The sequence below is a fragment of the Chlamydiota bacterium genome (assembly GCA_016178055.1).
GTDB lineage: Bacteria > Auribacterota > JACPWU01 > JACPWU01 > JACPWU01 > JACOUC01.
The window spans coordinates 1-24,482 of record JACOUC010000066.1 but is presented as its reverse complement, the minus strand read 5'-3'; the positions used below and the strand labels follow the sequence as shown (position 1 = coordinate 24,482).

The following is a 24,482-nucleotide window of genomic DNA, read 5'->3' as shown; positions in this document are numbered from 1 at the left end:
AGGAGAGCATACGATGAAAATGATTAAGCTATGGATGATGGTTTTAGTGTTTGTTATGGGAAGTTTTGCGTGGGGAGATGAATCTGAAGATATGAACAGTCAAGAAAATGTAGAACAACCCCAGCAAGCTCAGGAGCGAAAACCCATTGAAAGAGGTCGTCCGGGTTTAAATCGGCCTAATCAGTCCGATGATATTGTCTTAGATTATCAGGGATTAGTTCAACAGATTGATGACATGAGACGTCATGAAGAGGACGTGATGCATCAGTTAGAAGATCTTTCGCACAAATATGAAGATGGTTTAAAAAAGTTAGAGGATACTCAGAAGGCTTTGGATGATGAGTTGAAAGATTTTAAAGAATGGCATGATAAGGCTGTCGAAGAAATGAAGAAAATAAACCAAAACCCTGAACCCACTCATATCAAAGGTGAGGTTCGAGGTGCTCCGAATGATCGATATACTTCGGGGTATCCAAGTTAAAAACTAATATGAAAAGTCTTTTAAAAAAATCTTTTGTTCTTGCCCTTCTTGTTTTGAATGTTTTAGGTCTAGTTCAATTGTCTTCAGAAATTTTTATTGCACATCGTGATTCGACGGCTCAAGTCGAGTGGATTAAGAAAACTCTTGAGAAAATATCTTTTGCCCCTTTTGATCCAAAAGTTTTTAAAATGGATTCAAAGTTAAAAATTCTCGCAGGACGTGCAAAAAAAGAGATTACCGAGTTCCTAAAAGTGGATGTAAACCATGCATCGCTTGAAGATCTTATTGGCCTTCCTCGTGTTGGCCCAGCCACCGCAAAACGTATCATTGAGGTTCGGGAAGCGATGGGGGCTTTTTTGAACTTGGAAGATTTAAAGAAGGTGAAGGGATTAGGTCAAAAGAGCTTGGAAAAGCTTAAAGATTGGGTCAGATTTGATTCAGTTCCGGTGCCAGAGGTTGAAAGTGGAGATAAAAATGATGGAAAATAACCAGCTTTTAAAAGAATGAAATTCAATCGTAAGTCTATTTTTATTTTGAGTTTTTCTTGCCTTCTTCTGTGGGGAAGTGCTCTTTCTTTAAGAGCTCTTCATCTTCAGCATGCCCCTTTAAAAGGGGCCTCTTCTCGATTTTTAGTGATTCAGCTCAATGTCGGTCAGGGAGATGGATTGCTGATGATTTCTCCTGATCGCCAAGTAACCCTTGTCGATGCGGGGCCAGTTTTGAAGACAGGTTCTATTAATTGGGATGCTGGGATCAAGGTTATTTTGCCTCTTTTAAAAGGATTGGGATTAGAGAAAATTGATCGAATTATTTTGACTCATCATGATTGGGACCATTTAGGAGGGATTTTAAGTCTTGTTGAACATATTCCTGTATCTAAGGTTTTTCACAATGGAAGGGTTCAATTAACACAAACCTATCGGGAGCTTCTTTATCGATTAAAGAAACATCAAATTCCATTAGAAACTTTAGGGGAGGGAGATGAAATTAATTTAGGAGATCATGTATCGGCTCAGGTTTTATCTCCAGAAAAAGGGGAGGGGCTTGATGGAAACAATGACTCTCTCGTTCTTCGGGTTTGTTTTGGGAAATTTAAAATACTTCTTACCGGAGATATTGAAGGCCCGGCAGAAAGAAACCTTTGTCTTCATTATGGGGCGGGTCTTTCTTGTAATTACTTAAAATCTCCCCATCATGGCTCTAAAACATCGAGCACCTCGCCCTTTTTAAGGCTTGTTCATCCGTCTATGGTAGGCATTTCGGTCGGCCATGCGAATTCTTATGGTCATCCTTCGCCGATCGTGCTAAAACGATACAAAGAATTGAACACCGAAGTTCATCGTACAGATGAAGACGGAAGTCTCCTCTTTATTTCTAACGGATCTGAATGTTTTTTTGCGACTGAGAATGGGCAGATTGAACGAGTGAGTATTGAAACTTAATTGACAAAATTAACAATTGATAATTGAGAATGAAGGTAAAACAAATAAATTCCTAAATTGGCATATGCACCTGATTCCCCTAGTTAAGTTTTTGTAGTCGCCCGATTCATCGGGCAGATTCATGCAAGGGGCACGGCCCCATAAATGGGGCGACTACAAATTTTGCCATGGTGTTTGCATCGAGGGGAATCAAGTGCATATGCCTATTCCTAAATTATCAATTTTCAATTATTAATTATCAATTCGCTTTCTTAAGAATGGAGTTTCTAAATGATAGATTTTCTAAAATGGACAGGGGCGCTTTTGACGAGTTATTTAGTGGGCTCTATTCCTACGGGTTATCTTCTTGGGAAAATTTTGAAGGGAGTGGACATTCGTCAACATGGGAGTGGAAATATGGGGGCTACCAATGTGATGCGAGTGTTGGGCAAGAAGCTGGGGATTTTGACACTTCTTATTGATATCGGAAAAGGTCTGATTTCTGTTTTAATCATTGCTCCTTTTTGGGGTTCTGGATTAATTCATCAGTCGTTACTCCAACTGAGCTCTGGAATCGCCTCCATTTTCGGTCACAACTGGACTTGTTTCTTGAAATTTAAAGGAGGCAAAGGTGTTGCAACGAGTTTAGGTGTTTTTTTAGGGCTGGCTCCTCAAGCCACGCTTTGTCTTTTAGTGATTTGGGGAGTCGTTCTTTTTCTCACTCGCACTGTATCGATTGCTTCGATCATTGCTTCCATGGCCTTGCCGCTCTTACTTTTTCTTTTTGGCAAACCCATAGAATGGGTTATTGGCGGTCTTTTTTTGTCCTGGATTTCGATTTGGAAGCATCAAGGCAATATCAGGAGATTGATGGCAGGGACGGAGCCTAAGATAGGAAAATCAAGAATAGAAATATCAAAAATCAAAAATTAAATATCAAAATGACAAATCAAAATTCAAAATCTTCACATGTCATCGGGTGGAAGAATTTTTTGAATTTTAATATGTCATTTTGGTTTTTGATTTTTAATGTTTGATTTAAAAACCAGAAATTTCATGTGGTTAAGTTAAAGGACTTAAAGAAAATTCATATGGTAAAGGATAAAGTAGCAGTCATTGGCAATGGAGGTTGGGGAACGACTTTGGCTATTCTTCTTGTTAAGAAGGGTTATTCAGTTTCCCTCTGGGGTGCCTTTTCTGATTATGTTCAATTTCTCAAAGAAAAAAATGAGAATGTAAAATTTCTTCCAGGGGTTCCTCTCCCTTCAAGTTTAAAACATACAGCCCATTTAGACGAAGCCTTGGATCAGGTTTCCTGGGTTGTCATGGCGACCCCTAGCCCATTTATGAGAGAGGTGGCTCAAAGAGTTAAAAAATTTTATTCTCAAAAAATGCTTATTATGAGTGTAGCCAAGGGAATTGAAGTCGGCTCCTTGAAAACCATGAGCCAGGTTTTAAAAGAAGAGTTAAATCCATCATCGATTGCTGTTCTTTCCGGTCCCAGTCATGCAGAAGAAGTGGCTCGAGGGATTCCCACCAGTGTTTCCGTTGCTTCTGAAAATTCTGAAACGGCTCAAGGGTTTCAGCAGCTTTTGATGACCGATCGATTTAGAATTTACACCAATTCTGATCTTTTAGGGGTTGAAATCAGTGGAGCGCTTAAAAATGTTATTTCCATTGCGGCCGGGATCAGTGATGGGCTAGGGTTTGGCGATAATACTAAATCTGCCCTTTTGACGAGGGGCTTGGCAGAGATGATGCGATTGGGGGTTGCCATGGGAGCGAAGAGAGAGACATTTTACGGCCTTGCCGGTATGGGGGATTTAATCACAACCTCTTTTAGCCCTTTTGGTCGAAACCGAAAAGTAGGAGAACTTCTTGGAAAAGGAAAACCTCTTTCTGAAATTCTTGCTGGGACTGAAATGGTGGCTGAAGGGGTAAAAACTTCAGTCGCTGTAAAAGAACTTTCCCAAAAATATTCTGTCGAAATGCCCATTGCCCAAAAAGTTTATGAGGTGCTTTATCAAGGGCTCGCTCCGCTCAAAGCGGTAGAAACTTTGATGATGAGAGAGGCGAAGGCGGAGGGATAGGACTATTCAAAGGATTGTTGCTTATACCTTAAATATTCTCTTTCGTAATTTTTGATGTAGAGAGGAATAAAGTCCGGATTCGAGATCAGGGGTGTCATGTCGGAGAGAAAATCATCTTTGTATTTGGATGTAAATAATTGGACCTTGTCATCGAGTTCTTTTTCCACTCTTTCTTTTGTGATTTTTTGATTGAGCATTTCAGAAAGTCTTTTTAGAGAGGGTTTGATCCCTTTTTTTAAAAACCATAACAGATCGTAGTAGTCTCTCCCTTTAACCGTTGCTTTATTTTCTTTCCCTTTCAAAAGACTTCTTGTCAGAATGGCATGAATTTTTCCAGCCATGAGATCGGGAAGAGAGTAATGTTTCGCTGCGTAGTTAAAGCCGTAAATGCTTTTTGAAGTTGTTTCCAGAGAATAAGTTCGAGACGGATTTTTTAAAATATCCAGCTTAACGTGTAAAAACTCACTTTCTCCTTCTTTTGAGAGGCCTAACTTTTTCAAAACGGGTAGCTTGATCAAAACTTGCTGACCTTTTTGTTTTAAGGCAGATTGAACCTCTCTATATTGGTACTTGTGAATGAAAAAGGATTCAATGTCCTTGCGTAGTTGATCAATTTCAAACTCATGGAGATAGTCGAAGTCAATGTCTTCGGATAGTCTTGCCAAATCAAAAAAATGGCGAAGACACGTTCCTCCCGTAAAAATCATCTTTTTGCTGTACTCTTTAGAGGTATAAATAAAGTATAGAATATATACTTGCAAGTATTCTTTGAGTACATTTCGAATATAGGAATTTAGCATTCCCTTTTCCTGCTCTTCTCGAACGATTTTTTCTAATTCTTTAATGATCACGGATATTCTCCAATAATTTGGGTAGAGTCAAATATTTTTTCATCTTGGAAAGCTTGCAATATCTTGCAAATTCTCTAAGGTCTTTTGATTTTAACTCTTCCAGATTCAAACGATAGGAAAGAAGCAGTTCCTGATCAATCTCTTTTGTTTTGAGTAATTGAAGATAGAGATAATCAAATAAGGCCTTTGCCTTTGTCGCTTCTAAAATTTCAAATGGTCCGCGCTTGATGATGTTGTATCCTGTAAAAAGATTATCCTTTATGTTTTGATAGATAAAAGTTGTTATTTTGTTTCGATAGATACGTTTAGATTTAAGGCTAATAGAAGTTATGGCATAAACGGCCTCTGTGAGAATATTGTGTTTTTGTAAAATATATTCTGTACTTAAATAGGAGGGTTGATGGATTCGATTGGCAAGAAATTCAACGTAACCTTCTTTATCTTTTAAAGATTTGAAGTAATCTTGTGTGACGTACAACCCCCTTTTGATCTGGATAAGTTTCCCCGCTTTGAGCCATCGCTTGATGTTCGTATAGAGGCTGTTATCCTTGAGATCAAAGAATTGGCTCAGGGTGTTTTTGTCGAAGTAGCTAAGACCTTCTAAATTTTTAAGCTTATTAAGTTGATTCATAAAAGGTATATAATATGTACCATTTATGAATCAGATTAGTCAAGTTTAATTCAGGCAGATTTCAAGGTCATTCCATTATAATTTCAATGATCTTTCAAAATCATCGTGTGCGATGAAAGTTCTTCCCATCATCTTTTTTGGTAGTCGCCCCATTTATGGGGCCATGCCCCTTGCATGAATTTGCCCGATGAATCGGGCGGCTACTTCGGAGCGACGCGGTATTTTTCGATTTTCTGAATCTCGAGGGGCTGAGAGTTTAGAGTTTCTTCTTTTTTACCTTTCTTAAGCGATAATTCGATTAAGCCGGATGGAGTGGGATCTGCGTAGCGAGCGACCATTTGTGCGATTATCATTTTTTCATTTTCATTAAAGTTGCCTTGTGCAATGGCTGTGGGGCCTTGTGTCTTCATGACACGAATGATTCCATTTCCCCTCTTGAATCTTTCCAGAAATTTATTTTCTGATTCATCTCGTCCGATAATGAGTTTCACAGTAGAGGAAATTCTAAAATGTCGGCCTAATTTAAGAAGAACGAGATCATTTTTATTAACCTTCTTTTGATGCTTTAGAAGATCGCGGAGTTTGGCTGCAAAAATTTTATCGGGGAGATAACAACATCCTCCTGCCGGTTGGGGAAAATCAGTGACCCCCAATTCATTGGCTAATTTAATCTGTTCGACACGAGATCGGCCTTCAATTCCTGGAAGGGCTTCGCGGTTGACCCATCCCATTTTCTCGGGCAAAGTTTCTGGGAGTTTTTGAGCAGAAAGGGGACGCAGGAGCTGGTCTCCCAAACCACTTTCTTTTGAAATGATATTGAGGGCTCTATGATACTGTGACATCGGTCGTTGGCCAAGGACTTCGCCCGTAAAAACAAAATCGGCCCCGACCTTTTTCATCATTCGCTTGGCTTTCTTGAGCATATAAATTCGGCAGTCTAGACAAGGATTCATGCCTGCCCCGTATCCATATTTGGGCTTAAGAACGACATCATTAAAATATTTTTTTGAGATGTCGACAATATCAACTTTGAAATTGAGGTCCGAAGCGGCTCGTAGGGCTTCGTTACGCAGGCTTTTCTCTGAATCTTTTTTGTTTCGGACAGCCCGCTTGTGGTCTGAAACACATAATCCAGTGCTGAAATTAACACCCACCACCTCAATTCCTTGGTTTTGAAGGATTTGAGCTGCGATCGTGCTGTCTAAGCCCCCCGAAATAAGACCCAGCGCTTTAATTTTCTTTTTGGATTTTATGGCTTCTTGCATGGGCATACTCTACTGAGTTGGGAACGAGAGTGCAAGAAGAACTTATCTGTTTTTTAATGGATTTTGTTGATCGATCTTGATATCGTAATACCATAGTCTTATCGATAGGAGGTTCTTATGTTTTCTGTAAAAGTATCGCCGAAATATCAAGTGGTTATTCCTCGTTTTGTGAGAGATGCCATGGATATTCATCCAGGTGAGAAGATTCAGGTTTTGCAGTTTGAAAATAGAATCGAATTTATTCCTCTGAGGCATATGAAACGCATGAGGGGTTTTTTGAAAGGGATTGATACAACGGTTTCTCGTGATCGAGATCGTTTATGAATGTGGTCGATTCTTGTGGTTGGCTAGAGTATTTTGCCAATGGAACCAACGCTGACTTCTTTGCACCTTCTCTTGAGGATGTCGATCATTTAATCGTTCCCTCGATTACTATTCTAGAAGTATTTAAACGTGTTCTTCAACAGAGGAATGAAGATGCTGCTCTTCAAGCTGTTTCTTTAATGCAGCAGGGAAAAGTTGTTGCTTTGGACACACCCATTGCTTTAAATGCTGCGATGATCAGCCTTAAGTCAAAAATTCCTCTTGCGGATAGCGTTATTGTTGCGACAGCCCAGATGTATCATGCCGTTGTTTGGACTCAAGACGCGGATTTTAAAGGAATAGAAGGCGTGAAGTATAAGGTAAAGCGATGAATCTCGAATTTCGTAAATACATTAAAGCTGTAGGAACAGGGCCGAAGCTTTCCAGAAACTTAACTTCTGAAGAGGCTGAACGAGCCTTTCAGCTCATTTTAGAAGGGGAAGCGACGGATGCCCAGATAGGGGCACTTTTGGTCCCTTTGAGAATGCAGGGTGAAACGGTCGAAGAATTGGCTGCTTTTACCAAAGTGACCCGGAATTTTTGTCATCAAATTCATACCCATTTTAAGCATTTTGTCGATTGCGGAGTGGCTTATGATGGAAAAATTAAATTCCCTCACCTGATGCCTGTTGCTGCGTTCGTGGCTGCGGGGGCAGGGGCTCAAGTTTTGCTTCATGGCCAATCCGAGACCCCTCCTAAATATGGGGTAAGTGTTCTGGATGTTTTTAAGATTTTAGGTGTTTCTATTGATGAACCGATGATTCGTGTGAAAGAAATTTTAGAAAAAATAGGTGTCGGATTTCTTTCGATTGAAGAAATTTCACCTCGTGTGGCCCAATTAAAAAGAATTCGAGAGGAGCTCGGACTGAGGACGGTTTTTAATCATATCGAGAAATTATGGAATCCCATGAATGCACCTCATCAGGTCATTTCCGTCTATCATGGACCCTATTTACAAACCATTCCTAATGTTTTGGAAAAATTAAATGCAAAGCATGCACTGGTGGTTCAAGGGATGGAAGGAACTCCGGATTGTCGTTTGAATCGGGTGACCAAAATAGTCGAACTTCGCGGGAATGAATTTATTCCAATGATGATTCAGCCGAAGGAGTTGGGATTTGAAGCGATTGAAGAACCGGTATTTGAAGGATTGACTCCACAAGAAAATGCAGATTTTGTTGTGAAGTGTTTAGAGTCTAAGGAGGGTGCTTTGAGGGACTTAAGCATCCTCAATGGGGCCTTATTAATTTATGCATCTGAGATCACCAACAATTTAGCTGAAGCAGTCAATCGGGCAAGAGACTCTTTAGACTCAAGACAGGCATTGAATAAGTTGCAAACTTTACGTAAAATGAACACTTCACAAAATATGAAAGTTTAGAGATGAGGATTCATGACAGAATTATCGAATGTTGATCGAAAAATTTTAACACGGATTCAGGAAGATTTCCCTTTGGTTATTCGCCCTTTTAAGGCTTTGGGAGAATCACTTAATATAACTGAAAATGAAGCTCTGATGAGTATTCAGAAGATGAAGAAGCTTAACATGATTCGTCAGATTAATGCAATTTTTGACACGCGAAGCATGGGGTATCAATCAAGCCTCGTTGCGGCCAAGGCGGAGTCTTATCGCATCCGAGAAACGGCTGAAGTGATTAATGAACATCCGGGGGTCACTCATAACTATCGCCGCAATCATGAATTTAATCTTTGGTTTACCATTGCTGTTTCTCCCGAAAGCTCTATGGATCTTGAAAAGACAGTGGATTTAATCGGTCATCTTTCAAAGGTAGAGTCTATTCGGGTGATGCCCACCCTGAAGTTGTATAAAATTGGGGTTACGCTGGACATGAATTCTGAAGTGAATTTAGCAAAAAGCGAACAGGGAATTTATAATGAAGCAAAGGTGAATCGAGAACCCCTTTCAAAGGAAGATATCAGACTCATTCTTGAGCTTCAGGAAGATCTGGAACTTACGTTAGAGCCTTTTAAAATCAAAGCCCAAAATTTGGGCTTTAGTGAAGAGCGTCTTTTTAAGGGGATCAAAAATTTAGTTGAACGAGGAAAAATGAGACGTTTCGCCGCCATTCTCAATCATCGTCGGGCCGGTTTTATGGCCAATGCCATGGGGGTTTGGAAGGTGCCCTTAGAAAAAATAGATGAAATGGGTGCTAAGATGGCTGCTTTTAAGGCTGTTTCACACTGTTATCGGCGGCCAACTTATCCCGATTGGCCTTATCCACTTTTTTCGATGGTCCATGGGAAAAATGAGGAAGAGTGCGAGAAAATTTTGAAAGTGATATCGGAAGAAACAGGGCTGATGGAATATCAAGCTCTATACAGTTCGACCGAATATAAAAAGACCCGGGTAAAATATTTTTCACCTGAATTTGAAGCTTGGGAAAAAAAGTATGCCCCCCTCCCAGTCCAGAATTAGTTTTACTTCAAGAGCCTCAGCAAAGATCAAGGAATATCTCTTAAGGGACGCCGGAAAGGGAGTCCGCTTTTTGCTGGAACAGGGGCGCTATGTGATTGGGCTCGACGATCCTGACCGAGGAGATACGGTCGTTTCTTTCAATGAATTTCAGGTGTTTATTGACCCCCAATCCTTAAAATATGTTGTGGGTTTAGTCGTCGATTTTGTCGAAGATGGATTGGATGGCGTTTTTGAACTTTCGAATGCTTTTTCTGCGGATGGTGAGTGTCATGAGAAAAAAGGTGGGTGCGGGTGTAATAAAAAAGTGTAAAGTTAAAAGTGTAAAGTTCAAAGTTGAAAAACTGAAAAATAAAAGGCAAAACATGATTTTTAAGGAGATTCTTGAGCGGGTGATTCAAAAAGAAAATTTGTCTCAAGAAGAGGCGGCACTTCTGATGGAAGAGATCATGACTGGGAAATTAACCTCGGTTCAAGTTGCGGCTTTACTTGTAGCTTTTCGGATGAAAGGGGAAACAGTCGACGAGCTTACGGGTTTTGCGACGGTGATGCGACAGAAGGTTCGTCCAATGGATTCACACCATTCATGGGTTGTGGATACTTGTGGAACGGGTGGGGATGGGGGTAAGACATTTAATATTTCGACGACAGCTGCTTTTGTGGCTGCGGGGGTAGGGGTGCCCATTGCTAAACATGGAAATGCGGCCATCTCGAGCCAGTGCGGGAGTGCCGATCTTTTGAAGGGGTTAGGGGTCAGAATTGATGCTGATTTTTCTCGGATGAAGGAGGCGCTAGAAAAAATTGGAATCTGTTTTTTATTTGCTCCTCTTTTTCATCCCTCTATGATACAGGTTTCTTTGCCACGTAAGGAAATAGGGGTTCGCTCGGTCTTTAATCTTTTGGGGCCTTTAACCAATCCAGTGGGAGCGAAAGCTCAAGTGCTGGGCGTTTTCAAAAAAGAGTGGGTTCGGCCTTTGGCACAAGTTTTGATGAAATTAGGGAGTTTGGAGGCCTTTGTCGTTCATGGGGAAGATGGACTGGATGAAGTGACAACAACAGGGCCGACGTGGATCTCTCACCTAAAAGATGGGCAAATGGATTCATATTTTTTTAATCCAGAATCTTTGGGCTTTCAACGCTCAAATTCGGCTGATCTTCGAGGGGGAGATTTGGATAAGAATATAGGAATTACACGCAATATCTTGGATGGCAAAAAAGGCCCCCAGCGGGATATTGTAATTTTAAATGCTGCATTTGCAGTTTTGGCCGGACGAAGAGCCTTGAGTTTAGAAGAAGCGCTTCAAAAATCTCAAGAGGCCATTGATTCTGGTAAGGCCATGGAGAAATTAAATCAGTTGATTGAATTGACACATTAGAGGAACGATGGCCGGCACTTTTTTAGAAGAAATTATTCAATATAAAAAAAGAAAGGTTGAAAACGCCAAAAAGATATTTCCGCTCGAAAAAATAATATCGCTGATTTCTTTGAAAAATTTTTCTAAAGTTTCTTCATTTAAGAAGGCTATTCAGCGGCCTCCAGGGAAGGCTCTCAGGCTTATTGCTGAAGTCAAAAAGGCTTCACCCTCGAAGGGATTATTGCGAAGGGATTTTGATCCTATCATGATTGCCAAAATTTACGAGAAAAAGGGGGCGAGTGCTCTTTCAGTTTTAACCGATGAAAAATTTTTTCAAGGGAGTCTTGAAAATTTAGAAATCATTTCTCAAAATATCTCTTTACCTCTTTTGAGAAAAGATTTTATTGTTGATGAGTATCAGATTTATGAGGCAAAGGCCCATGGCGCAAGTGCGGTGTTATTGATTGTTGCAGCCTTAGAAAAGAAAGAAATTATTTCTTTTCTTGCTAAGGTTCGTGAGATTGGACTTTCAGCTTTGATCGAGGTTCATGAGAAAGATGAGCTTAAACTAGCCCTTGAATGCGGTGCTGACTTGATCGGGATCAATAATCGGGACTTAAAGACCTTTCAAGTTGATTTGAAGACTTGTGAAGTGTTATGTCAGGACTTGATTTCAGGAGTAACCACAGTCGTTGAGAGCGGGATTTTAACGAGAGAGGATGTGAATCGTGTCGCTCAGCTTCCGGTTGATGCTATTTTGGTTGGAGAGGCTTTTATGACGGCACCGGATATTGCTATGAAAATGCGAGAATTGATGAGAGAAGAGTACAGTAAGTAGTAAGAAGTAAATAGTAAGTAGAAAACGGAAAGAAGGTGGAAGGAAAAAACAAGCTCGAAGCTCGAGGCAAAAACACAAAGTGCATTTACCTCGAGCCTCGAGCCTTTGGCCTCAAGCGCCTTTCCTTCCATCGTTTAGCTGAGGTCATGATGGTCAAAGTCAAAATATGCGGTATTACTAATTTAGAAGATGCCCTGGTGGCTGTCGAGGCGGGGGCTGACGCGCTGGGCTTTAATTTTTATCCAAAGAGTCCTCGCTATATTGAGCCAGGAACAGCAGGTCGTATTATTCAGACACTGCCTCCTTTTATCGCCAGTGTTGGTATTTTTGTAAATGCTGAGCGAAATAGGGTTGAGGAGATCATTAAGGAAACACGAATTTCGGTATTACAATTTCATGGGAATGAAAAACCTGAAGGCTGTCAATTTGATATGCCTGTGATTAAGGCTGTCAGTGTAGGATTTTCAGTAGAGGCTTTAAAAGCTTATAGAGAAATTTGTGGGGTTCTTTTAGATTCTCCTCATCGCGGCTCTTTCGGAGGAATGGGAGAGGTTTTTGATTGGACAGAGGCTGAAAAATATAAAATTTTAGCAAGACCCATCATTATTTCAGGGGGCTTAGGCCCTGAAAATGTGGAAGAAGCGATTCAAAAAGTTAGCCCTTATGGAGTGGATGCCTGTAGCCGCTTGGAAAAAGAGCCTGGCAAGAAAAATCATCAATATGTAAGACAATTTATTACACGGGCAAAGTCAGTAAATAGGAAATAGAAAATTAGGGGTGTAAAAATCTGATGAAGACAAAATACAAAGGTCATTATCCAGATCAAAAAGGTCATTTCGGTGCTTATGGGGGAAAATTTGCCCCAGAGACTTTGATGACGGCACTTGAAGATTTGGAACGCATTTATCTTGAATCGATAAAAGATAAAAAATTTCAGAAGGAATTGGCCTTTTATCTTAAACAATATGTGGGAAGACCGACACCGCTTTATTTTGCCGAAAGACTTTCAGAAGTCCTTAAAGCAAAAATTTATTTAAAAAGGGAAGACTTGTGCCATACGGGAGCCCATAAAATTAATAACACCATGGGTCAAATTCTTGTGACACAGAGAATGGGAAAAAAAAGGGTGATTGCAGAGACGGGGGCGGGTCAGCATGGAGTGGCGACAGCAACCGTTTGCGCTTTATTTGGTTTGGAATGCACAGTTTATATGGGTGAAGAGGACATGAAACGTCAGGCCTTAAATGTTTTTCGAATGAGGCTTTTAGGGGCCCAGGTCGTTCCTGTGACCACGGGTTCTAAGACTTTAAAAGATGCGATTAATGAAGCGATTCGGGATTGGGTCACCAATGTTAGAACTTCTCATTATATTTTAGGTTCCGTGGCGGGACTTCATCCTTTTCCTCGAATTGTGAGGGATTTTCAAAGTGTGATTGGACGAGAAGCCCGTCAACAGATTTTAACCCAAGCCAAGCGTTTACCCGATTTTCTCATTGCTTGTGTAGGGGGAGGGTCCAATTCGATTGGGCTTTTTTATGAATTTTTAGACGATCGGTCAGTTCAAATGGTTGGGGTAGAAGCAGGGGGATTGGGAATTGATGGGACCCAGCATGCTGCCCGTTTTGCGGGCGGCTCCGTTGGCGTATTTCAGGGTTCGAGAAGCTACGTTCTTCAGGATGAAGATGGCCAGATTAGAACCACACATTCAATTTCGGCGGGGCTTGATTATGCGGGAGTAGGTCCAGAGCATAGCTTTCTGATGGAAAATGGACGTGTAAAATACACCTATATCAAAGATGACGAGGCCTTGGCTGCTTTTTCAACTTTGGCCAAACTAGAAGGAATTATTCCTGCTTTAGAATCTGCGCATGCGGTCGCTTATCTTTTTAAAATGTCTCCTTCTCAGAGTAAAGGAAAGGTGATTATTGTGAATCTCTCTGGAAGGGGAGATAAGGATGTGGAGGTGGTTTCAAAATTAAATATCAAAAATCAAAGACCAAAATGACAAATTAAAATGCAAAATGACAATGCAAAGATGAAATTGATAATTGTCGTATCACTGGTACGATAATTGACGGGGATGCAGTTTTGAATGAGACGTTTCGTTAGTAGTTGCCCCATTGAGGTATCGTAGTCGCCCCATTTATGGGGCAGTGCGTGAATTGCCCGATAAAGCTTGCCCGATAAATCGGGCGGCTACGCTTAACGGAGTTTCATTTATGGAGCAAGCTATTGTAGTCGCCCCATTTATGGGGCAGGGTAGTGAACAAGATAGAGAGCGCAGATCATGAGTATTAAGAAGCCTCGTTTGTATGGATATGATTACGCTTCGAATGGTTTTTACTTTATCACCATCGTAACCCACTATCGCCAGCCCTTGCTTATGGGCATAAATCGTGATGTAGTCGCCCAATTTATCGGGCAATTGAATGAGATTTCAGGTGTTTCTATTGATTATTTCACCGTCATGGATGATCACGTTCACATGATTCTCGTTTTGAATGAGTGTCACTTGATACTAGGGGAAGTTGTGCGAAGGTTTAAGGCACGGACTACCCATGAGTTTAAAGCGCCCTTATGGCAACCCAATTATTATGAACACGTGATCAGAAATGAGCAGGCCTTACTCAAGATACGTGAGTACATTCAAAATAATCCTCAAGCTGAAAAGATAAAATGGGAGGAGATTTACGAAGGGCTGCCCGATAACTCGCGCGGCTACACTGATTTGGCAAGTAATCGTAGTCGCGCCATTAAGCTAATGTAGTCGCCCCATGCAGCCATTGTAGTCGCCCCATGCAGCCATTGTAGTCGCCCCATTTATGGGGCAGTGCGTGAATTGCCCGATAAAGCTTGCCCGATAAATCGGGCGGCTACGCTTAACGGAGTTTCATGTATGGAGCAAGCCATTGTAGTCGCCCCATTTATGGGGCAGTGCGTGAATTGCCCGATAAAGCTTGCCCGATAAATCGGGCGGCTACAAGATTGAGATTGATATTTATTTTCTGGAGGATGAGATGAAGCGCATTGAAAACAAATTTTTTAATCTTAGTAAAGAAGGCAAGAAGGGCCTTATTACCTACATCACTGCAGGGGATCCTGGGATGCGAGTGACGGAGGATTTGGTTTATGCCTTTGATGATTTAGGGGTAGATGGGGTGGAGCTTGGAATTCCATTTTCGGATCCTTTGGCTGATGGAGTGGTGAATCAATTGGCGGCTCAAAGGTCTCTCAAAGCGGGAACAACGGTTCATAAAGTTTTGGATTTGGTCAGCCGTATTCGAAAAAAATCTGAAATTCCGATTGTTTTCTTTACCTATCTTAATCCCATTTTGAAATATGGATTAAATGGATTTGCCCGAGACGCGTCCAATGCAGGAGTCGATGGGATTTTGGTGCTCGATCTTCCTCCAGAAGAGGCGAGTGAATATTGTCAAATGATGTCAAATCGAGCGATTGACACAGTTTTTCTTGTAGCTCCAACCAGTTCGGATGAAAGAATTAAAAAAATTAGCTCATTTGCCAAAGGTTTTATTTACTGTGTTTCAAGAACAGGTGTAACGGGAATGCAATCTGAAATTTCTCAAGAAGTTCCACAATTAGTTGGGCGCATCAGAAAAATTTCTTCTCTTCCCGTGGCCGTAGGATTTGGGATTTCTGGTCCTGAGCAAGTAAAAGCCTTAGCCCAACATGCAGATGCTGTTGTGGTCGGAAGTGCCATTGTGAAAAAGATTGAAGAGAATGTTTCAAGTCCAAATCTAGTTAAAGAGGTAAAAAAATTTGTAAAAACGCTTGTGGGGGCTATCCATGAGTAAAATTACAAATTGTAAGATTAATCAAGGGTTTCGATCGGACAAATCATTGATTGACTATTCTAAACCACCATATTAGAATAGTTTTATGGAAATTAACCGACTCTCTTTCAATGAGTTATATAAAGAAATAACGGATCCGAGGATTTCTATTCTTCTCGGAGCACGCCAAGTTGGAAAATCTACTCTTCTCAAACTTATTGAAATAAAAGCAAAAGAAGAGGGGTATGACACTGCGTTTTATGATTTAGAACAACCACGAGACCTGCTTCATCTTTCAGGTAATGATCAAGAAGTGATAGATAAACTTACGTCTTCAAACGCGATTATTTTTATTGATGAATTTCATTACCTTAAGAATGCGTCAAAGATATTTAAAGCTATCTATGATTTAAGAAAAGGGTCCACGGCAAGGGGTGGAATTAAAATATTTGCGTCGGGCTCTTCTTCATTGGAAATTCACAAACATCTTAAGGAAAGTCTTGCGGGTCGATTTATTAAAACAATGATTTTCCCTCTTTCACTTCTTGAGTGGCGACAGGTCCCTGGATTTAAGGAAAGAGAGTATTTACAATGGGGTGGATTGCCTCGACTCATACATCATCGAGATCCTGTTCAAAGAATCAGCATATTAGATAATATTTTAAGCACTTATATTACCAAGGATATTAAAGGCCTCATTCAGGAAGAAAATATTCGTTCTTTTAACACCCTTCTTTATGAGCTTGCGCAAAGTCAGGGCTCGGTTGTCATGGCCTCCAATCTTGCAAGGAATATCCATTTGAGCGAACCCACTATTGTACGACATTTAGAAATCATGTCCCAAACTTACGTGCTTTATCCTATTTCCAGTTACTCGGCAAACCTTGCCAATGAATTAAAAAAATCAAAGAAGTATTACTTCTTTGATCTTGGATTAAGAAATGCGCTTCTCAAAGATTTTCGCTCGGTTCAAGATCGTGAAGATAAAGGTGTACTCTATGAGAGTGTTGTGCTCAACCACCTCGTATCACAATTAAAACCCAATATGGAAATTCGATTTTGGAGAACGAAGGGTGGGGACGAAGTAGATTTTATTCTTTTAAAAAATCGTATTCCAGTGCCGATTGAGGTAAAATCAAAACTTCAAAAGCCGGATCTGCCTCGTGGAATGATCGTCTTTTTGAAGGCCTATCCCAAGGCACCCTTTGGAATGGTGTTCAATGAAACCATCGAAGAGACGATTCGTGCTGAAGGGAGATTAATCCATTTTAAGAAATGGAGCGCTTCGGCTGAGGTAGAGTACTTAAAAGAGGTGTTATAGGTTTTTTAAATTGTACGTAAAGAATTTGGAGAAATAATACGTGATTAAAATCCGCAATCCGCAATCCGCAATCCGAAGTTCAATTAGTCTCTACGCAGTCATTATGGCTGGGGGGGTGGGGGAAAGGTTTTGGCCGATGAGTCGGCAGAGTTTTCCGAAGCAATTCTTGAATATGCTGGGGAATCATACCATGATTCAGGAAACGGTGAATCGATTGACACCGCTTATTTCCAGTAAAAAAGTTTTTATTGTTTCTAATAAAACGCAAAGGAATTTGATCCAATCGCAGCTTCCCAAATTAAATCAAAGTCAGATTATTCTTGAACCGATTGGAAAGAATACGGCGCCATGTATTGGTCTTGCGGCTTCATTGTTAGATAAAATTAATCCAGAGGCTGTGATGGTGGTTCTTCCCTCGGATCATGTGATTCCGGATCAGAAGCGATTTCTTGAGATTTTGAAAGATTCTGCCGAAGTTGCGCTAAAAACGGAAGGGTTAGTTACCATTGGAATGAAACCGACTGAACCCGAAACAGGATATGGCTATATCCATTTTGAAAAGGTGTTTTCTTCGAAAGGTGTAACGAAGTTTTTTCAGGTCAGGCGTTTTGTTGAAAAACCGGATCAAAGGCATGCCCGAGCTTATTTAAAAGATGGCCATTATTTATGGAATAGCGGGATGTTTATTTGGAAGGTTAAAACCATTTTAGATGCGTTTAAAACCCATCTTCCGGAAATTGATCAAGAGCTTAAGCGGGTCCAATCTTCTTTAGGAACACCGCGTCAGGAAAAAGCGATTCGTGAAATGTATAGCCGAGTTCCCAAAATTTCAATTGATTATGGAATCATGGAAAAGGCTAAAAATATTTTTGTAGCGTTAGGGGATTTTGGATGGGATGATGTGGGGTCCTGGTCAAGCCTGGAAAGGCATTTTAAAAAGGATTCAGGCGGAAATGTGGTTTTAGGCGATTGTGTGGGAGTCGATTACAAAAACTCTATTGTCATCAGCCGCCATGGAATTACGGGAATGGTTGGAGTGAAAAATTTGATTGTGGTTCAAACTCAAGATGCAGTTTTAATTATTGATAAATCACGTGCTCAAGATGTGAAAATGCTTGTGGACCAAATGAAGGCTCGTCAAGAGTATCACAAATATCTATGATCCCACCACCTGTCTATCCTCTGAGGAGGATTCTATGGGGGAGGAACATTAGAGGATGTGGAAAATAATTTGATAGCGAACTTAAAAAGGATTGGCCCTCTGGGCCATGGACAGGTGGTGGGATGATTATTTTAGCATTAGATGTAGGAAGTAAAAGAATAGGGATTGCGGTAAGCGATCCTTTAGGGATGATTGCTACAGGGCTTCCAACGCTGGAGCGTCAGGATCTCGCATGGGATCTTGAAGCCATTCAAAAAATTGTGAATGAAAGAAAGGTTCAAATGATTCTTTTGGGACTTCCTCTTCATATGAATGGCAGGCATGGCAAGGAAGCAGATGAGGTTTTAAAATTTAGAGATGATTTGATGGAGAAAACCCATCTTCCGGTTGAAGTGATTGATGAACGGTGGACAACAGTGGCCGCTGAAAGAACCCTTTTAGAAGGAGATCTTTCTCGAAAGAAAAGAAAAGGAAAAATCGATCAGGTGGCGGCCCAAATTATTCTTCAAAGCTATTTAGAAAGAGAAAGGTTTAAATCATGAAGTATATCCTGGAAAAGCTCAAAAATGGGGTACGTCTGGTTTTGTGTCCTATGCGTGAGACACGCAGCGTAACCATGGGTGTTTGGATTGGGGTTGGCGGACGTTACGAAACGGATGCATTATGTGGCGTTTCTCATTTTTTGGAACACATGCTTTTTAAGGGCACAAAAACAAGAACGGCCGTTCAGATTTCTCAGGCGATTGAAGGGGTTGGAGGGAGCATGAATGCCTTTACCACTGAAGAAACAACCTGTTTTTATGCCAAGGTGATGAATGAGCATTTTGGACAGGCCTTTGAGGTTTTAGCGGACATGGTTGAAAATGCTGCGTTCCGTCCTCAGGATATTGAAAAAGAACGGGGTGTGATTCTGGAAGAATTACGGATGAATTTGGATGTTCCCGCCCATTATGTTTTCGAACTTTTAGGGCGTGTGATGTGGCCGAAACATCCTTTGGGAAGAATGTTGATTGGATCTGAAAAAACGATTCGGGGTTTAAAACGTTCCGATTTTCTCAAATTTAAAAATGAGAATTATACCGCTCGCAATATTGTCATTTCGATTGCGGGAAGGATGGATGTCGATCATGTTTTAAAAGAGGCAAGTCAAAGATTTAACTTTTTGGATGAGAAAGAGGGAGCTTTAAAATTCCTTCCAGTCGTGGAGCATCAGGTTAAGCCACAATATCAGGTTCATTCTAAGAAAACAGAGCAGACCCATTTCTGTATCGGGATTCGTGCTTTTCATCGCAATCATCCAGACCGTTTTGCCTTAAGAGTTCTGAATGCGGCTTTAGGAGAGAATATGAGCTCGCGGCTTTTTCAAGTGATTCGAGAAAAGTTGGGTTTAAGTTATGACATTAGTTCCACCATTGAAAGATTTTCAGATACAGGCTCTCTTGTGATTTCGGCAGGGGTGACGAAGGGGCGTTTGAATCAGGCCTTAGAAGGAACGCTTCGCGAGCTTGAAAAATTTAAGAAAAAACTTCTTTCCAAAGATGAATTGAATATGGTGAAGGAATATTGCATTGGACAAACGGCTTTAGGAATGGAAAAGACTTCAAATCAAATGGTTTATATGGGTGAAAGCGAACTCTGTTCAGGGCAAATTCTTTCGCTTGATGAACTCCTTCGAAGAATGAGAGCTGTGACGGCTGAAGATGTCGAGCGAGTGGCTCACACTGTTTTTACCAATGAACGTTTGAATCTTTCAGTAGTAGGTCCCATGGTAAAAGAAAAAGAGATCGCAAATTTATTTCGGTTGAACTAGAGATATTTTCAATGAAAAGAACGATTAAAATTGCGCCTTCCATTTTAGCAGGCGACTTCGGAAATTTGGAAAGAGAGGCCCACAAAGCCGAAGAGGCTCTTGCCGATATCCTTCATGTGGACATCATGGACGGGCATTTTGTGCCGAATTTAACAATTGGACCCCAGGCGGTACATGCGATTAAAAAAAGTACAAGCCTTCCCCTGGATGTTCATTTGATGATTTCTGATCCTCTTAAATACGCGGATGAATTTATTGATGCAGGGGCAACCAATCTGACCTTTCACTTGGAAATCAATCAGGATGTGGATTCGGTGATTGAGAAGATTAAGAGAAGGGGGATTGATTGTGGAATTGCGCTTAAGCCTGGAACCCCGTTTGAAAAAGTTGTTCCATTCTTAAAAAGAATAGATCTTTTGCTTTTAATGACTGTGGAGCCCGGATTTGGAGGGCAAAAATTTATGTCAGGGGTTTTGTCCAAAGTATCTCAAGCAAGGCAATGGATGGATCGTGAGAATCTATCCGTCGATATTGAAGTAGACGGAGGAATTAGTTCAAAGACGGTGGCTGAGGTGGTTCAGTCAGGGGCCAATGTTTTGGTGGCTGGATCCGCGATTTATGAGGCAAGCGATGCGGGTGTGGCTGTGAAGGAATTGAGAGAGTTAGCTTACAAAAGTTCAAAGTTCAAAGTTAAAAGTTTAAAAGAAATAAAAAAGTTAAAAGAAAATAAATGTAGAAATGGTTGATCCTAAATACATTCGTAATTTTTGTATCATTGCTCATATTGATCATGGAAAATCAACTTTGGCTGATCGTTTGTTAGAATTCACAAAAACGATTACAGCTCGGGAGTTCCGTGATCAAATTTTGGATGCAATGGATTTGGAACGGGAAAGAGGCATTACCATTAAGGCCCATCCCGTCAAAATGAATTATCGTTCAAAGGATGGGAATGAATATATCTTAAATTTAATTGATACCCCAGGGCATGTTGATTTTTCCTACGAAGTTTCAAGAAGTCTTTCTGCCTGTGAGGGTGTTATTTTACTGGTCGATGCTGCTCAAGGGGTTGAAGCCCAAACAGTTTCTAATATTCATTTGGCTCTTGAGCAGGGCTTAGAAATTATTCCTGCCATCAATAAAATCGATCTTCCTAATGCAGATCTTCCAAAAGTATTTGGCCAGCTTGATTCTATTCTGGGTGTTTTTCCGGAAGACATTTTTAAAGTGAGTGCAAAGACAGGGGAAGGCGTCGAAGGGCTTTTAGAAGCCGTTGTTGAACGTGTCCCTGCCCCAAAGTTAGGATCGGGAACAAGGCTCAGGGCTCTTATTTTTGATTCTTTCTTTGATTCCTATAAAGGGGTCATTGTTTATGTACGTGTTTTTGAGGGATCGATCCGCCCAGGGATGAAAATACTCATGATGGCGACAGGGCAGGTGTTTGAAATTATTGAGTTGGGTCATTTTAGAATGAAATTAACCCCAACTGATATTCTTCAAGCAGGCGATGTAGGTTATATTGCGGCTAATATCAAATCAGCTCAAGATATTCGAGTGGGAGATACCCTTACGGCACAAAAAGATCCTGCTGTAGAGTTATTGCCGGGCTTTAAGCGCATCTCTCCGATGGTTTTTTGCGGGCTTTATCCTGTTTCCGTGGAGGATTATGATCTTTTAAAAAATGGAATCCATAAATTAAAACTGAACGATGCCTCATTTAATTTTGAACCGGAGGATTCTGCGGCGCTTGGATTTGGATTTCGATGCGGTTTTTTAGGGCTTCTTCACATGGAGGTCGTTCAGCAGCGCCTCGAGCGAGAGTTCGACGTTCACATCATCGCAACCTCACCCAGCGTTATCTACAAAGTTCTTAAAGTGAATGGAGAGGAGCTTCTCATGGATAATCCTGTGAAGTTTCCTTCTTTAAATGAGATTGAATGGATTGAAGAGCCTCTGATTGAAGCAACCATCATCACCCCGGTTGAATTTATTGGAGCCGTGATGCAGTTGGGTGTAGACTACCGGGGAACTTGTGTTAAAACCGAGTCACTGGACCAAACGCGTGTGATGATGACGTTTGAGATTCCTTTGAATGAAATTTTGACTGAGTTTTACGATCGCTTAAAATCAATTACTAAAGGATATGCCTCTTTAGATTATGAACACAAAGGCTATCAAGTTGCAGACCTGGTCAAAGTAGATGTGATGATCAATGGGGATATCATTGATGCTTTTTCAGTGATTGTCCATGAAAGCAAGGCTGAGGCCAAGTGCCGTCAGTTGGCTAAGAAGTTAAAAGAGGTGATTCCAAAGCAGTTAATTCAAATTGTGATTCAAACGGCTGTCAATGGACGTGTTGTTGCCAGAGAAACGGTGAGCGCTCTTAAAAAAGATGTTACTGCGAAGTGTTATGGAGGTGATATTACGCGTAAGAGAAAACTTTGGGAGAAGCAAAAAGAGGGAAAGAAGAAGATGAAGATGTTTGGAAAGGTCCAAATTCCTCAAAAGGCATTTTTAGATGTTTTGAGAGCGGACTGAGAAAGGCGGACCACAGACCACGGACCACGGACCACGGACCACAGACCACGGGACCACGGGACCACGGACCACGGACAAATAAGGTAACTTATTAAGGTCTCTAGTCTATGGTCTCTAGTCTGTAGTCTGTAGTCTCTGACTTTGGTTTTAAAAATTAAAAGAGGTGTTTGAAAGTGAAAAGAAAATCAAGTATTCGAGAATGGACAGAATCCATATTAATCGCTTTTGTGATTGCGATGATTGCCAGAACCTTTATTGTGCAAGCCTTTAAAATTCCAACAGGGTCTATGGAGCCCACCCTTCATGGAGACCCTAAAAAAGGCGATCGAGTTCTGGTTAATAAATTTGTTTATTCCATGAATGAGCCTGAGCGGGGGGATATCGTTGTTTTTAAGACGGTGAATATTTCAGGGTTGGACTATAAAAAAGATTATATCAAGCGCTTGGTAGGCCTTCCTGGGGATACCATTAAAATTGAAGCGGGAAAGATTTATGTTAATGGGAAGGTCTTAACTGAACCTGAAATTTTTAAAGAAATTTATTATACCAATACAGAGGTCATGAAAAGGCCTTCGGGCACGGAAGGGCAATATGGCTTGGAAGGAATTCCGGTCCAGGTTCCACCAGATCATTATTTTGTTTTGGGAGATAATAGCCCAGTGAGCAGGGACAGCCGGTGGTGGGGTTTTGTCCCTCGTGAAAATTTGATTGGGAAGGCCTTTATGATTTACTGGCCCATTCCACGATTTAAGGTTTTTAAAGATTGGATGCATCATGAAGTGAGGCCCAGCCCTTTGATCATGCAAAAAAATTAAAGAGTTAAAGCAGGCTTCAAAGGACTGGGCGTGACAAATTTTGGTAAGCAGATGACAAAATTTGTCAGCAAGTGACAAAAATTGTAAGGGAGTGACCAAATTTTGTAAGGTGAGGTCGATATTCCAAGTGGAAAAGCAAGAAATTGAGCTTGAGAAGTGTTAAATAAAACTTGGCATGGATCTTGCTCTATAAAAAGGCAGGAGCTTTTTGGGATTTTTTTAACTTATTTTGGTAGTTTTTCTTTGAACTTTGAACTCTTGCCCCGTCTGCCCTATCGAATGATGGGGTTGAATAACGGGGTTAAACTTTAAACCGGTTGGTAGGGGGGGTATTTGTATGTATTGTCTTAAAAATTTCTTCCGAAGTATTTTCTTTTCCTTTTTTGTTTTCCTCATCACATCTTCTATCTGTTTAGGGGCCGAATCGGGTTCGATTTCTGGAGAAGTGAAGACTTCAGAGGATATCCTGCTTTCTGATATCGCTGTGGTGGCCTTTGATGTGAGCGATCAGGTTTTGTCCAACTATGCCTTTACGGATGTGAATGGGCAGTATAAGATTTTAGATTTGCCGCCGGGCGATTACTATCTTTATACCTCTAATGAAGAGGGGTATTCCGATGAGCTTTATCAGAATATTCCCTGTTCGAATCAGAATTGTAATTTGGTCGATGGAACTCCTGTTCATGTAGGTGAGGGAGCGGATACCCCAGGAATTGACTTTGAATTGAATGTAGGTCAGCTTTCCATTACGGGAAAGGTTTCGGACGTTGCAACTGGAAGTCCACTTAAAGAGGTTGAGGTTGATTTGTACGACCAAGGCGGAAACTATCAGGCATTGGACTATAGCGATGCCGATGGGAATTATCATTTTTATGATTTGAAATCGGGAGTTTATTATTTGACTACGTTTGATACGGCTTTTTATGTCGATGAGCTTTATAACAATATTTCGTGTGAGGGGGGGCATTGTAATATTTTAGAGGGAACACCTGTGAATGTTGGAGAAACGGCTGCACAGATTGATTTTTCATTAGTCAAATCAGCGGTGATGACGGTGACCGGGGACAATGCCTATGTCCTCTTTGTGAATGGGGTTGAAATCGGTCGAGATGACGACTGGACAACGGTGGAAAATTATGAGGTTGCGTTAAACGACGGGGACTCTATTGCCCTTGAAGTCACAGACGCCGGCTGGATTGCAAGCGTGGCATGCCAGATCGAGAAAGACGGGATCATTAAGCAAGTCACAGATTTTACATGGCAGGTCTCTACGACTCTTCAAGAAGGATGGCAAGCGAGTGGTTTTGATCACT

General features: G+C 41.0%; 27 protein-coding genes. 24 read left to right on the top strand and 3 right to left on the bottom strand.

Annotated features, from left to right (window positions below; translation table 11 throughout):
* Nucleotides 1-13 precede the first annotated feature (13 nt).
* The 5 genes from HYS07_09565 to HYS07_09545 all read left to right on the top strand — a co-directional run bounded on the left by HYS07_09565 (nt 14) and on the right by HYS07_09545 (nt 3,992).
* A complete protein-coding gene (locus HYS07_09565; protein MBI1871426.1) occupies nt 14-481 on the top strand; it encodes a hypothetical protein in 468 nt (155 codons plus the stop codon).
* Nucleotides 482-489: 8 nt separating this feature from the next.
* Nucleotides 490-969 (top strand): helix-hairpin-helix domain-containing protein, encoded by a 480-nt coding sequence (locus HYS07_09560; GenBank protein MBI1871425.1) that lies wholly within the window; start codon nt 490-492, stop codon nt 967-969.
* Nucleotides 970-984: 15 nt separating this feature from the next.
* A complete protein-coding gene (locus tag HYS07_09555; protein MBI1871424.1) occupies nt 985-1,923 on the top strand; it encodes an MBL fold metallo-hydrolase in 939 nt (312 codons plus the stop codon).
* A 270-nt stretch (nt 1,924-2,193) separates the two neighbouring features.
* Nucleotides 2,194-2,835: a glycerol-3-phosphate 1-O-acyltransferase PlsY gene (gene plsY, locus HYS07_09550; protein ID MBI1871423.1), complete on the top strand. Its 642-nt coding sequence runs from the start codon at nt 2,194-2,196 to the stop codon at nt 2,833-2,835.
* Nucleotides 2,836-2,993: 158 nt separating this feature from the next.
* Nucleotides 2,994-3,992 carry an NAD(P)-dependent glycerol-3-phosphate dehydrogenase gene (locus HYS07_09545; protein MBI1871422.1) on the top strand — a complete coding sequence of 333 codons (999 nt, stop codon included), beginning with the start codon at nt 2,994-2,996 and terminating at the stop codon, nt 3,990-3,992.
* A gap of 2 nt (nt 3,993-3,994) precedes the next feature.
* Here HYS07_09545 and HYS07_09540 read toward each other — a convergent pair whose 3' ends face one another.
* The 3 genes from HYS07_09540 to HYS07_09530 form a co-directional block, all read right to left on the bottom strand.
* A complete protein-coding gene (locus tag HYS07_09540) occupies nt 3,995-4,843 on the bottom strand; it encodes a nucleotidyl transferase AbiEii/AbiGii toxin family protein (protein ID MBI1871421.1) in 849 nt (282 codons plus the stop codon).
* Nucleotides 4,833-5,474, bottom strand: coding sequence for a hypothetical protein (locus HYS07_09535; GenBank protein MBI1871420.1), 642 nt, complete (start codon nt 5,472-5,474; stop codon nt 4,833-4,835). The genes HYS07_09540 and HYS07_09535 overlap by 11 nt, the downstream gene beginning before the upstream one ends.
* 200 nt (nt 5,475-5,674) lie before the next feature.
* Nucleotides 5,675-6,739 (bottom strand): hypothetical protein, encoded by a 1,065-nt coding sequence (locus HYS07_09530; GenBank protein ID MBI1871419.1) that lies wholly within the window; start codon nt 6,737-6,739, stop codon nt 5,675-5,677.
* 117 nt (nt 6,740-6,856) lie between these two features.
* Between HYS07_09530 and HYS07_09525 the strand changes: the two genes are divergently transcribed.
* The 19 genes from HYS07_09525 to HYS07_09435 form a co-directional block, all read left to right on the top strand.
* On the top strand, nt 6,857-7,063 hold the full coding sequence (locus HYS07_09525) for an AbrB/MazE/SpoVT family DNA-binding domain-containing protein (GenBank protein MBI1871418.1): 207 nt from the start codon (nt 6,857-6,859) through the stop codon (nt 7,061-7,063).
* Nucleotides 7,060-7,434: a type II toxin-antitoxin system VapC family toxin gene (locus tag HYS07_09520; GenBank protein ID MBI1871417.1), complete on the top strand. Its 375-nt coding sequence runs from the start codon at nt 7,060-7,062 to the stop codon at nt 7,432-7,434. Before HYS07_09525 ends, HYS07_09520 begins: the two co-directional genes overlap by 4 nt.
* Entirely contained in the window at nt 7,431-8,483 is a 1,053-nt protein-coding gene (locus HYS07_09515) for an anthranilate phosphoribosyltransferase (GenBank protein ID MBI1871416.1), read from the top strand. The genes HYS07_09520 and HYS07_09515 overlap by 4 nt, the downstream gene beginning before the upstream one ends.
* 12 nt (nt 8,484-8,495) lie before the next feature.
* Nucleotides 8,496-9,539, top strand: a complete 1,044-nt coding sequence (locus HYS07_09510; GenBank protein ID MBI1871415.1) for an Lrp/AsnC family transcriptional regulator — start codon at nt 8,496-8,498, stop codon at nt 9,537-9,539.
* Nucleotides 9,514-9,849, top strand: a complete 336-nt coding sequence (locus HYS07_09505; protein ID MBI1871414.1) for a hypothetical protein — start codon at nt 9,514-9,516, stop codon at nt 9,847-9,849. Before HYS07_09510 ends, HYS07_09505 begins: the two co-directional genes overlap by 26 nt.
* Nucleotides 9,850-9,904: 55 nt before the next feature.
* Nucleotides 9,905-10,912, top strand: a complete 1,008-nt coding sequence (gene trpD, locus HYS07_09500) for an anthranilate phosphoribosyltransferase (protein MBI1871413.1) — start codon at nt 9,905-9,907, stop codon at nt 10,910-10,912.
* 7 nt (nt 10,913-10,919) lie between these two features.
* Nucleotides 10,920-11,729 carry an indole-3-glycerol phosphate synthase TrpC gene (trpC, locus tag HYS07_09495; protein MBI1871412.1) on the top strand — a complete coding sequence of 270 codons (810 nt, stop codon included), beginning with the start codon at nt 10,920-10,922 and terminating at the stop codon, nt 11,727-11,729.
* Nucleotides 11,730-11,878: 149 nt separating this feature from the next.
* Complete coding sequence (locus HYS07_09490) at nt 11,879-12,496, top strand: phosphoribosylanthranilate isomerase (GenBank protein ID MBI1871411.1); 618 nt, start codon at nt 11,879-11,881, stop codon at nt 12,494-12,496.
* Between the two features lie 23 nt (nt 12,497-12,519).
* Complete coding sequence (trpB, locus tag HYS07_09485; GenBank protein MBI1871410.1) at nt 12,520-13,734, top strand: tryptophan synthase subunit beta; 1,215 nt, start codon at nt 12,520-12,522, stop codon at nt 13,732-13,734.
* 282 nt (nt 13,735-14,016) lie between these two features.
* The gene (locus tag HYS07_09480; GenBank protein MBI1871409.1) at nt 14,017-14,496 is read left to right on the top strand and encodes a transposase; all 480 of its coding nucleotides are present in this window, start codon (nt 14,017-14,019) and stop codon (nt 14,494-14,496) included.
* Between the two features lie 250 nt (nt 14,497-14,746).
* The gene (locus tag HYS07_09475; GenBank protein ID MBI1871408.1) at nt 14,747-15,544 is read left to right on the top strand and encodes a tryptophan synthase subunit alpha; all 798 of its coding nucleotides are present in this window, start codon (nt 14,747-14,749) and stop codon (nt 15,542-15,544) included.
* Nucleotides 15,545-15,629: 85 nt separating this feature from the next.
* Entirely contained in the window at nt 15,630-16,844 is a 1,215-nt protein-coding gene (locus HYS07_09470) for an ATP-binding protein (GenBank protein ID MBI1871407.1), read from the top strand.
* Between the two features lie 40 nt (nt 16,845-16,884).
* On the top strand, nt 16,885-18,006 hold the full coding sequence (locus HYS07_09465) for a mannose-1-phosphate guanylyltransferase (GenBank protein MBI1871406.1): 1,122 nt from the start codon (nt 16,885-16,887) through the stop codon (nt 18,004-18,006).
* 122 nt (nt 18,007-18,128) lie between these two features.
* Nucleotides 18,129-18,548, top strand: a complete 420-nt coding sequence (gene ruvX, locus HYS07_09460; GenBank protein MBI1871405.1) for a Holliday junction resolvase RuvX — start codon at nt 18,129-18,131, stop codon at nt 18,546-18,548.
* Nucleotides 18,545-19,816 carry an insulinase family protein gene (locus tag HYS07_09455; GenBank protein ID MBI1871404.1) on the top strand — a complete coding sequence of 424 codons (1,272 nt, stop codon included), beginning with the start codon at nt 18,545-18,547 and terminating at the stop codon, nt 19,814-19,816. Before ruvX ends, HYS07_09455 begins: the two co-directional genes overlap by 4 nt.
* A gap of 11 nt (nt 19,817-19,827) precedes the next feature.
* Nucleotides 19,828-20,562: a ribulose-phosphate 3-epimerase gene (rpe, locus tag HYS07_09450; protein MBI1871403.1), complete on the top strand. Its 735-nt coding sequence runs from the start codon at nt 19,828-19,830 to the stop codon at nt 20,560-20,562.
* A complete protein-coding gene (gene lepA / locus HYS07_09445) occupies nt 20,555-22,354 on the top strand; it encodes an elongation factor 4 (protein ID MBI1871402.1) in 1,800 nt (599 codons plus the stop codon). The genes rpe and lepA overlap by 8 nt, the downstream gene beginning before the upstream one ends.
* Before the next feature lie 191 nt (nt 22,355-22,545).
* Entirely contained in the window at nt 22,546-23,169 is a 624-nt protein-coding gene (gene lepB / locus HYS07_09440; protein ID MBI1871401.1) for a signal peptidase I, read from the top strand.
* Nucleotides 23,170-23,506: 337 nt separating this feature from the next.
* Nucleotides 23,507-24,482: carboxypeptidase regulatory-like domain-containing protein (locus HYS07_09435; GenBank protein ID MBI1871400.1), on the top strand; the 976-nt coding region annotated here is incomplete at its 3' end.

What these genes read in the sequence shown, in the direction of transcription:
- HYS07_09565 (MBI1871426.1), top strand. Translation starts at nt 14, where the DNA reads ATGAAAATGATTAAGCTATGGATGATGGTTTTAGTGTTTGTTATGGGA.
- HYS07_09560 (MBI1871425.1), top strand. Translation starts at nt 490, where the DNA reads ATGAAAAGTCTTTTAAAAAAATCTTTTGTTCTTGCCCTTCTTGTTTTG.
- HYS07_09555 (MBI1871424.1), top strand. Translation starts at nt 985, where the DNA reads ATGAAATTCAATCGTAAGTCTATTTTTATTTTGAGTTTTTCTTGCCTT.
- plsY (MBI1871423.1), top strand. Translation starts at nt 2,194, where the DNA reads ATGATAGATTTTCTAAAATGGACAGGGGCGCTTTTGACGAGTTATTTA.
- HYS07_09545 (MBI1871422.1), top strand. Translation starts at nt 2,994, where the DNA reads ATGGTAAAGGATAAAGTAGCAGTCATTGGCAATGGAGGTTGGGGAACG.
- HYS07_09535 (MBI1871420.1), bottom strand. Translation starts at nt 5,474, where the DNA reads ATGAATCAACTTAATAAGCTTAAAAATTTAGAAGGTCTTAGCTACTTC.
- HYS07_09530 (MBI1871419.1), bottom strand. Translation starts at nt 6,739, where the DNA reads ATGCAAGAAGCCATAAAATCCAAAAAGAAAATTAAAGCGCTGGGTCTT.
- HYS07_09525 (MBI1871418.1), top strand. Translation starts at nt 6,857, where the DNA reads ATGTTTTCTGTAAAAGTATCGCCGAAATATCAAGTGGTTATTCCTCGT.
- HYS07_09520 (MBI1871417.1), top strand. Translation starts at nt 7,060, where the DNA reads ATGAATGTGGTCGATTCTTGTGGTTGGCTAGAGTATTTTGCCAATGGA.
- HYS07_09515 (MBI1871416.1), top strand. Translation starts at nt 7,431, where the DNA reads ATGAATCTCGAATTTCGTAAATACATTAAAGCTGTAGGAACAGGGCCG.
- HYS07_09510 (MBI1871415.1), top strand. Translation starts at nt 8,496, where the DNA reads ATGACAGAATTATCGAATGTTGATCGAAAAATTTTAACACGGATTCAG.
- HYS07_09505 (MBI1871414.1), top strand. Translation starts at nt 9,514, where the DNA reads ATGCCCCCCTCCCAGTCCAGAATTAGTTTTACTTCAAGAGCCTCAGCA.
- trpC (MBI1871412.1), top strand. Translation starts at nt 10,920, where the DNA reads ATGGCCGGCACTTTTTTAGAAGAAATTATTCAATATAAAAAAAGAAAG.
- HYS07_09490 (MBI1871411.1), top strand. Translation starts at nt 11,879, where the DNA reads ATGGTCAAAGTCAAAATATGCGGTATTACTAATTTAGAAGATGCCCTG.
- trpB (MBI1871410.1), top strand. Translation starts at nt 12,520, where the DNA reads ATGAAGACAAAATACAAAGGTCATTATCCAGATCAAAAAGGTCATTTC.
- HYS07_09480 (MBI1871409.1), top strand. Translation starts at nt 14,017, where the DNA reads ATGAGTATTAAGAAGCCTCGTTTGTATGGATATGATTACGCTTCGAAT.
- HYS07_09475 (MBI1871408.1), top strand. Translation starts at nt 14,747, where the DNA reads ATGAAGCGCATTGAAAACAAATTTTTTAATCTTAGTAAAGAAGGCAAG.
- HYS07_09470 (MBI1871407.1), top strand. Translation starts at nt 15,630, where the DNA reads ATGGAAATTAACCGACTCTCTTTCAATGAGTTATATAAAGAAATAACG.
- ruvX (MBI1871405.1), top strand. Translation starts at nt 18,129, where the DNA reads ATGATTATTTTAGCATTAGATGTAGGAAGTAAAAGAATAGGGATTGCG.
- HYS07_09455 (MBI1871404.1), top strand. Translation starts at nt 18,545, where the DNA reads ATGAAGTATATCCTGGAAAAGCTCAAAAATGGGGTACGTCTGGTTTTG.
- rpe (MBI1871403.1), top strand. Translation starts at nt 19,828, where the DNA reads ATGAAAAGAACGATTAAAATTGCGCCTTCCATTTTAGCAGGCGACTTC.
- lepA (MBI1871402.1), top strand. Translation starts at nt 20,555, where the DNA reads ATGGTTGATCCTAAATACATTCGTAATTTTTGTATCATTGCTCATATT.